The organism is Dietzia sp. DQ11-71 (assembly GCF_014144995.1).
Taxonomy (GTDB): Bacteria; Actinomycetota; Actinomycetes; order Mycobacteriales; family Mycobacteriaceae; genus Dietzia; species Dietzia kunjamensis.
Window position 1 is genome coordinate 1 of record NZ_JAALDT010000237.1, and the last position, 8,253, is coordinate 8,253.

The following is an 8,253-nucleotide window of genomic DNA, read 5'->3' on the forward strand; positions in this document are numbered from 1 at the left end:
CCACCGGCGGCCGCGGCCTCTTCGGCCTCCCGCGCCCGACGCCGCGCCGCGCGACCACTGAGCACGGTGTCGTCGGTGATCTTGGGGATCTCACCGGTGAGCTCGGAGACGCTGAGTCCGCCGCCCTCGTCGGCCCGGCGACGCCGACGCCCGGCCGGGGCGTCCTGCTGCTCCGCGCCCATGCGCTTGAGCAACTCCGCCACGGTGATCTGCTGACCGTCTGAATCCTCGGCCATCGTCAGCTCCCCTTCCCGTCGCCGCCCACGTCCCGGTCGAGACGCTGCAGGATGAGCCCCTCTCGCAGAGCCCACGGACAGATTTTCACACTTTCCAGACCCAACGCACGCATGGACGCCTCCGCCACCAGCGCTCCCGCCACCACCTGATGCGAGCGGTCGGAGCTGATGCCCTCCAACTCTGCCCTGTCGGCGGCCGTCATGCGGGAGATAAACGCGATCACCTGCCGCAGACCGGCGGCCGTGAGGACCCGCTCCACGCGCGGGCCCTCCGACGACGGCGCCGCACCCGTGAGCCGGGCCAACATACGGAACGTCTTGGAGGTGGCGCACGCGAGGTCGGGCTCACCGGCCGCCCGGAGTTCCCGGGCCGGCCCGTCGAGCTCGGCGTCGATGTAGTCACGCAGCTGGTTGATGCGCTTGCGCTCCGGCGGGTCGGTCTTGAACCAGTCGTGGGTGAGCCGGCCGGCGCCCAGCTGCAGACTGAACGCCTGCTCGGGCAGCTCGTCCTCCCCGTGGGTCATTTCCAACGACCCACCACCGATGTCGAGGTTGATGATCCGCCCCGCGCTCCAGCCGTACCACCGACGCGCGGCGAGGAACGTCATGCGCGCCTCGTCCTCACCGGAGAGCACCCGCAGCTCGATGCCGGTCTCCTTCTCCACCTTGGCCAACACGTCGTCCGAGTTGGCCGCGTCGCGCACGGCGGAGGTGGCCAGCGCCATGACCTCGCGGCACTTGGTGGCCTCGGCGAGCTCGGCGGCCTCGTTGACCGCGTCGATGAGCCGGGCGATGCCGGTCTTGGAGATGTTGTTGTCGTCGTCCAGGTACTCGATCAGGCGTAGCCGGGTCTTGGAATCGTTCATGGGCGTGGGATGACCACCCCGGTGGGCATCGACCACCACGAAGTGGACCGTGTTACTTCCCACGTCCAGGACACCTAATCTCACACGACCACCCTAAACGGTCTACGGTCGCAGGTTGTGACCGCCACCGAACGCCCCCCGACCCCGGGCGCCCCTCAGCCCGAGGTCCCCCTCGACTTCCCGCGGGAGTGGTACACGTTCCCCGACCCCGCGAATGACGAACATCTGATCTCCGCCGACATGACCTGGCTGCTCTCGTCGTGGACGTGCGTCTTCGGCACGCCGGCCTGCCACGGCATCGAACGCGACCAGCCCGACTCCGGTTGCTGCACGCACGGCGCCTTCCTCTCCGACGACTCCGACCGGCAACGGCTCGAGGCCAACGTCGCCCTGCTGCGTCCGGAGGAATGGCAGCACCGCGAGGCCGCCCACGCCGCCGCGACGGCGGAAGGGGCCGCGCAGGAGGCGTGGCTGGAGGAGGACGAACTGACCGGCGACGACGGCGAGATGGAGCCCGCTCTCAGGACGCGCCGCCTGGGCGGGAGGTGCGTATTCTTCAACGACGTCGGATGGCCGACCGGGTCGGGCTGCGCCCTGCACCACCTGGCCGGGCGGACCGGGCGGAGCCTGCCCGAGTCCAAGCCGGACGTGTGTTGGCAGCTGCCGATCCACGTGACCCGCGAATGGGAGACCCGCCCCGACGAGGTGGAGATCCTCCACACCCGCGTCGGCGAGTACGACCGCCGCGGCTGGGGCCCGGGCGGGCTGGACCTCGACTGGTACTGCACCGGCTCGCCCGAGGCTCACGTCGGCGTCGACCCCGTCTACATCTCCCTACGTGACGAGCTGGTCGAACTGCTGGGCGCCGAGTGCTACGAGGTGCTCGCCGCGGCGTGCCGGCGTCGGCGGCAGCTCGGGATCGTGGCCGTGCACCCGGCGACCGAGCGGGCGCAGACCGAACGAGCCAGCGAGACCTGACCGGGGCAGTCCGGAATCCGCTACCCTCCGTCCGGATCCGCCACCCGTGTAGGGGTAGCGGATCCGGACGGAGGGTAGCGGATTTCCAGCGGGGGCGGTCAGCCCTCGAACTTGTAGCCCAGCCCGCGGACGGTCACCAGGTGCACCGGCTTGCCGGGATTAGACTCGATCTTCGAGCGCAGACGCTTGACGTGGACGTCGAGGGTCTTGGTGTCGCCGACGTAGTCCGACCCCCACACCCGGTCGATGAGCTGTCCGCGCGTGAGGACCCGGCCCGAGTTGCGCAGCAGGTACTCCAGCAGGTCGAACTCCTTGAGCGGCAGCGTGACGGCCGAACCGCGGACCAGCACCGTGTGCCGCTCGATGTCCATCCGCACCGGCCCCGACTCCAGGACGCCGATGTCGCTGACCGGCTCCGCCTCGGCCTCGGCGCCGCGGCGCAGCACCGCCCGGATGCGGGCGATGAGTTCGCGGGCCGAGTAGGGCTTGGTCACGTAGTCGTCGGCGCCCAACTCCAGGCCGACCACCTTGTCGATCTCACTGTCGCGCGCGGTCACCATGATCACCGGGACGGTCGACGTCATCCGCAGTCGCTTGCACACATCGGTCCCGGACATCCCCGGGAGCATGAGGTCCAGCAGCACGATGTCCGCGCCGTCGGCCTCGAAGTTCTCCAGCGCGGTCGGGCCGTCCCCCGCGACGGTGACCTCGAAGCCTTCCTTGCGGAGCAGGAACGCCAGCGGATCCGCCAGCGAGTCCTCGTCCTCCACGATCAGCACCCTGGTCACGGCACCTGGTCCTCTCCTTGGTCGGCGTGCTCGGCGCCGGGGGTCCCCCCGACGCCACCCGGCTCCACATGAGCCGGAAGTTCGAGTGTGAAGGTCGACCCCGTACCGGGGCGGCTCCACAGGCTAACGGCGCCGTTGTGGTTCTGGGCGACGTGCTTGACGATCGCCAGACCCAGCCCGGTCCCGCCGGTGGCGCGGGAGCGGGCCTTGTCGACGCGGAAGAACCGCTCGAAGACGCGGGCCTGGTGCTCCGGAGCGATGCCGATCCCGCGGTCGGTGACCCGCAGCGTCACGGTGTCCCCGGTCGCGGCCCGGGTGATCGACACCGGGGTGTGGTCGGGCGAGTAGTTGATGGCGTTCGAGATGAGGTTGGCCACCGCCGTGACCAAGAGGGTCCAGTCCCCCTTGACCTCCAGCCCGGACGGCGCATCGGTGATGAGCTCGATCCCGGCCGCCTCCGCCGCCGACGCGGACCGACGCAGGGCCTCGGCCACCACGTCGTCCACGTCCACCGGCTCCGGGTCGCGGATCCGTTCGGCGCCCTGCAGGCGCGAGAGTTCGATGAGCTCGGAGACCATCTTGCCGAGCCGCTGGGCCTCGCTCACCACGCGTCCGCCGAAGTACTCGACCGACTCCGGGTCGTCCTTGGACTCCAGCAGCGCCTCGGCGAGCACCGCCATCGCCCCGACCGGGGTCTTGAGCTCGTGGGACACGTTGGCGACGAAGTCGCGGCGGGCCGCCTCCATACGACGGTGCTCGGAGTCGTCGTCGGCGAAGACCACGACGAACTGCTCGCCGTTGCCCTCGAGGATCTCCCCGCGCCCGCTCACCGACGGGATGCGGCGGCGGCCGGGGGCCATCTTGGCGGGCAGGTCGAACCGGGTGGGGTGGCCGTCCGTGAACGTCGACCGGGCCGCGCGCCAGACCGGTTCCACCAGCAGGCGGTCATCGACGATCCCCAACTCCGCTGCACGACGGTTGTAGAGGACCACGTCCTGGTGGCGATCCACGACCGCCAGTGCGTACGGCGCCTGTTGGTAGACGCCCCGCAGGACGTCCAGCCGGCTGGGTCCGGTCTGCTCCGCGCGCCGACGCTCACCGCGTCGGTGGATCAGTGGGACGACGAAGCCGCCCACGATGAAGCCGATGATCCCGGCGACGATCGCGAGGAAGATCCCCAGACTGACCTGCACGACCCCGATCCTACGGTGTGGCGTTCCGGCGCCCGAATCGCCAAACCCCCGGCCACCTGCGCGAAGTTCGCAGGCTGCCGGGGGTTCGCGACCCGTTCACCGGGCCTTCACCTACTACTTGCCGCCCTGGTTGGCCACGGCGGCCGCACCCGCGGCGGCGGCCTCCGGATCGAGGTAGGTGCCGCCCGGGTTGGCGACCAGCCCGGTCTCGTCGAAGTGGTAGACCAGCGGGATCCCGGTGGGGATGTTCAGGCCGGCGATATCCTCGTCGGAGATGCCGTCGAGGTGCTTGACCAGGGCGCGCAGCGAGTTGCCATGCGCGGCCACCATCACGGTCTTGCCCTCCGCGAGCTTGGGGGCGATCTCGGCGACGTAGTACGGGATGAACCGGTCCACGACGTCCTTGAGGCACTCGGTCAACGGCACCTCCGGCAGGTCCGCGTAGCGCACGTCGGAGGTCTGCGAATACTCGCCCGCCGGGTCGATCGGCGGCGGCGGGGTGTCGTAGCTGCGGCGCCACAACATGAACTGCTCGTCGCCGAACTGGTCCTTGATCTCCGCCTTGTTCAGGCCCTGGAGCTTGCCGTAGTGACGCTCGTTGAGCTTCCAGTGCCGGATCACCGGGACCCAGTGGCGGTCACAGGCGTCCAGCGCGATGTTCGCGGTGGTGATCGCGCGACGCAGCAGCGAGGTGTACAGGATGTCCGGCAGGATCCCGGCCTCGGCGAGGAGCTTTCCGCCGCGGACCGCCTCCTCCCGACCGAGATCGGTGAGGTCGACATCGACCCAGCCCGTGAACTGGTTGGATGCGTTCCACGTGGACTGCCCGTGACGCAGGAGGACGAGTGTTCCGTAAGCCATACGGCCATTATGACCCGCGCTCCGAGGACTACGGTGCAGACATGACCGCACACGCCGGAGACACCCCCGAATCGACCGGGCGGCCGTGGACCGTCCACTACACGCCGGGGACCACGCAGGATCTCGACTACGGCACCACCACGCTGATCGACCAGTTCGACGACGCCGTGAGCTCCTACTCGTCCCGGCCCGCCACCGAGTTCTTCGGCCGCCTGACCACCTACGCCGACCTGGGCAGGCGGGTGCGCCGCGCCGCCGAGGGCCTGCGGCGCCTGGGCGTCGACCGCGGCGACCGCGTCGCCGTGCTGCTGCCCAACTGTCCCCAGGGCGTCGCGGTCTTCTATGCGGCCCTGCGCATCGGTGCGATCGTCGTGGAGCACAACCCCCTGTACACCGCCGACGAGCTCGAGGGCCCCTTCGCCGACCACGGGGCGAAGGTGGTCGTGACCTGGAACGTCGTCGCGCCCGTGGTGCGGGACCTCGCCGACCGGCCCGGCACCGCGATCGAGCACATCATCTCGGTCGACCTGCTCGACGAGCTCCCCGCCGCCAAGAGGCTGGCGCTCAAGCACCTGCCGGTGCCGTCACTGCGCGCCTCCCGGGACAAGCTCTCCCGGCCGGCACCCGGCACGCTGGACTGGGCGGACCTCGAGACGGGCGCCGAGCTGGATTTCTCGTACCCGCGGCCGGCGGCCGAGGATCCCGCGTTGATCCTCTACACCTCCGGCACCACCGGCACCCCGAAGGGCGCCGTGCTCACCCACGCCAACCTGGTGGCCAACGCGAAGATGGGTCGCGCCTGGGTTCCCGAACTCACGCCGGGCGAGGAGAAGTTCCTCGCCTCCCTGCCGATGTTCCACGCCTACGGCGTCACGCTGTGCGTGGTGTTCGGGATCGCCGAGGGCGCGCGGCTCCAACTGGTCCCGACCCCCGACATGGACCTCATCATGCCGATCCTGAAGAAGGAGCTGCCGACCTTCATCCCGGCCGTCCCGCCGATCTACACCAAGATCCTGGAGGAGGCCGAAAAGCGGAAGATCCCGCTGCACGGCATCCGGCACTCGCTGTCCGGCGCCATGAGCCTGCCCGCCGAGCTCATCGAGAGGTGGGAGTCCGCCACCGGCGGCCTCCTGGTCGAGGGATACGGGATGACCGAGACCTCCCCCATCACCGTCGGCAACCCCATGTCGACGGCGAGGCGGGCCGGCTCCATCGGCGTCCCGTTCCCGGACACCGATATCCGTGTCGCGGACAAGGACGACCCCTCGGTCGACGCACCGGCCGGCGAGCCCGGTGAACTGTTGGTTAAAGGACCGCAGGTGTTCCCGGGCTACTGGCGCAACGAGAAGGCGACCGCCGAGACCTTCCACGACGGTTGGATCCGCACCGGCGACGTCGTGGTGCAGGACTCCGACGGCTTCCTCCACGTGGTGGACCGGATCAAGGAGATGATCGTCACCGGCGGGTTCAACGTCTACCCGTCGGAGGTCGAGGCGGTGCTGCGCACGGCCCCGGGCGTCGCGGACTGCGCCGTGGTGGGCCGCCCGAGCTCCGACGGCGGCGAGAAGGTCATCGCCGCGGTCGTGCCGGAGCCCGGCGCCACACTCGACCCCGACGCCCTGCGCGCGCACTGCAAGGGCTCGCTGGCCGGGTACAAGGTCCCGCGCGAGTTCGTCGAACTGGACGAACTGCCCACCAACCCGATGGGCAAGGTCCTGCGCAAGAGGGTCGCGCAGCAGATCAACCCCTGACCGGCGGGTTGTCCCGGCCCCGGGCTACTCGGGCTGGGGCAGGTCCTCGGTGAGGTGGCGGAACGCGTCGAGGTTGCGCAGCGGCTCGCCCCGGGACACCCGCCACTCCCACTCGCGGCGGATCGAGGTGTGGAAGCCCAGCTCGATGAGGACGTTGAAGTCGTGGTCGGCGGCCTCGAGCACCTGACCCAGCACGCGGTCGAGCTCCTCCTCGGTCACCGCGACCAGCGGCATCCGGCCGACGAGGTAGATGTCGCTGTTGTTGTCCAGCGTGTAGGCCACCTGGTAGAGCCGCCGGTTGCGCCGCAGCAGGTAGTTGTAGACCTTCTCGAAGTCCTCGTCGGGTCGGCGGCACACGAACGCCTCGATGCGCACGCTCTCCCGGTTCACCGTCAGGTGGCACGCGGTCTTGAGGCGCTTCTCCCCCGGCAGGATCACGACGAAGGTCCGTCCGTCGGCCAGCGTCGACTCGATCTCCCGCTCCACGAGGAAGTTGCGGATCCGCTCGACGGTGGGGGCGTCGACATCGTCCCGGTGCGGGGCCGGCCCGTCGTCGTCCATGCGCTTGCTCTCGGTGGGGTCGATCATCGTGACTCCTTCGGGGTGGTCGGCTGGGACTTCTCGTCGGCTGGGGCCTGTCGTCGGCAAAGACTTGTCGTCGGCCGGGCCAGGCGTCGGCCGGGCCTCGTAGGCGATTCGACGCGGCGGCTCCTGCGGACGGGAGATCAGGACGCGGTGGCCTCCGCACGTCGGGCCCGGTATGCGGCCATCGTGCCCGCATACGAGGACAGCAGCCCGTCGGCGGTGGAGTCCCAGGAAAACCCGGAGGCGTGTACCGGGGCGGCCCGCGACATCGACAGGCGCAGCTCGTCGTCGTCCAACAATCCCGACAACACGCGCGCCCACTCCCGCGGATCGTGCCCGTCGACGGTGATCCCGGTCCGGCCGTCGCCGACGGCCGTCGGCAACCCGCCCACCGCGGCCGCGACCACGGGGGTGCCGCACGCCTGCGCCTCGAGCGCCACCAACCCGAACGACTCCGAGTACGACGGCACCGCCACGATGTCGGCGGCGCGGTAGACGTCCACCAGCTCCGACGGCGGGCGCGGCGCCAGGAAGCACACGCGGTCGGCCACACCCAGCTCCTCGGCCAGCTCCATCAGCGAGCGCGGCCTTTCGAGCCCCGACCCGCTGGGCCCACCGACGACCATCAGACGCACATCGCGGCGGGGCTGGGCGCGCACCATCTCGGCCAGCGCCCGCACGATCACGTCGGGCGCCTTGAGCGGTTGGATCCGGCCGACGAAGGCGATCACCTCGGAATGCTGCCCCAGCCCGAGCGCGCGGCGGGCCCGCTCGGTCCCGCGTTGGGTGCCGGGGGTGTATTGCTCGAGGTCGGCGCCGGGCGGGACGACGTCGGCATGCGCGGGGTCGGCGTCGTAGTAGTCGACGAGTTCGCGCAGTTCGTCGGTGGTATTGGCGACGAGCCGGTCGGCGGCGTCCACGATCTGCTGTTCACCGATCCGCCGGGACTCGGGCTCGGGGGTGTCCCCCTCGGCGAGGACCGCGTTCTTCACCGC

At 70.3% G+C, this 8,253-nt stretch carries 8 protein-coding genes and 1 pseudogene; 2 read left to right on the forward strand and 7 right to left on the reverse strand.

Annotated features, from left to right (window positions below; all coding sequences use genetic code 11):
- Both G6023_RS09120 and G6023_RS09125 read right to left on the reverse strand, forming a co-directional pair.
- Window positions 1-236 (reverse strand): annotated as a pseudogene (locus G6023_RS09120) (hypothetical protein); the annotation flags it as partial.
- Between the two features lie 2 nt (window positions 237-238).
- Window positions 239-1,186 (reverse strand): Ppx/GppA family phosphatase, encoded by a 948-nt coding sequence (locus G6023_RS09125; RefSeq protein WP_172815755.1) that lies wholly within the window; start codon window positions 1,184-1,186, stop codon window positions 239-241.
- Window positions 1,187-1,219: 33 nt separating this feature from the next.
- On the opposite strand from G6023_RS09125, the gene G6023_RS09130 reads away from it, so the two are divergent.
- Window positions 1,220-2,080, forward strand: coding sequence for a DUF3109 family protein (locus G6023_RS09130; protein ID WP_182635111.1), 861 nt, complete (start codon window positions 1,220-1,222; stop codon window positions 2,078-2,080).
- Window positions 2,081-2,178: 98 nt separating this feature from the next.
- Here G6023_RS09130 and G6023_RS09135 read toward each other — a convergent pair whose 3' ends face one another.
- From G6023_RS09135 to G6023_RS09145, 3 genes are all read right to left on the reverse strand, one after another.
- Window positions 2,179-2,868: a response regulator gene (locus G6023_RS09135; RefSeq protein WP_182635113.1), complete on the reverse strand. Its 690-nt coding sequence runs from the start codon at window positions 2,866-2,868 to the stop codon at window positions 2,179-2,181.
- Window positions 2,865-4,061, reverse strand: a complete 1,197-nt coding sequence (locus tag G6023_RS09140) for a sensor histidine kinase (RefSeq protein ID WP_182635115.1) — start codon at window positions 4,059-4,061, stop codon at window positions 2,865-2,867. The genes G6023_RS09135 and G6023_RS09140 overlap by 4 nt, the downstream gene beginning before the upstream one ends.
- A gap of 114 nt (window positions 4,062-4,175) precedes the next feature.
- On the reverse strand, window positions 4,176-4,922 hold the full coding sequence (locus G6023_RS09145) for a phosphoglyceromutase (RefSeq protein ID WP_067717075.1): 747 nt from the start codon (window positions 4,920-4,922) through the stop codon (window positions 4,176-4,178).
- A 41-nt stretch (window positions 4,923-4,963) separates the two neighbouring features.
- Between G6023_RS09145 and G6023_RS09150 the strand changes: the two genes are divergently transcribed.
- The gene (locus G6023_RS09150; RefSeq protein WP_067717079.1) at window positions 4,964-6,673 is read left to right on the forward strand and encodes a long-chain-fatty-acid--CoA ligase; all 1,710 of its coding nucleotides are present in this window, start codon (window positions 4,964-4,966) and stop codon (window positions 6,671-6,673) included.
- Window positions 6,674-6,697: 24 nt separating this feature from the next.
- Here G6023_RS09150 and G6023_RS09155 read toward each other — a convergent pair whose 3' ends face one another.
- Together G6023_RS09155 and G6023_RS09160 are read right to left on the reverse strand one after the other, a co-directional pair.
- Entirely contained in the window at window positions 6,698-7,261 is a 564-nt protein-coding gene (locus G6023_RS09155; protein WP_069389592.1) for a type III secretion system chaperone family protein, read from the reverse strand.
- A 137-nt stretch (window positions 7,262-7,398) separates the two neighbouring features.
- A partial coding sequence (locus tag G6023_RS09160; RefSeq protein WP_182635117.1) for a glycosyltransferase occupies window positions 7,399-8,253 on the reverse strand: 855 nt, incomplete at its 5' end.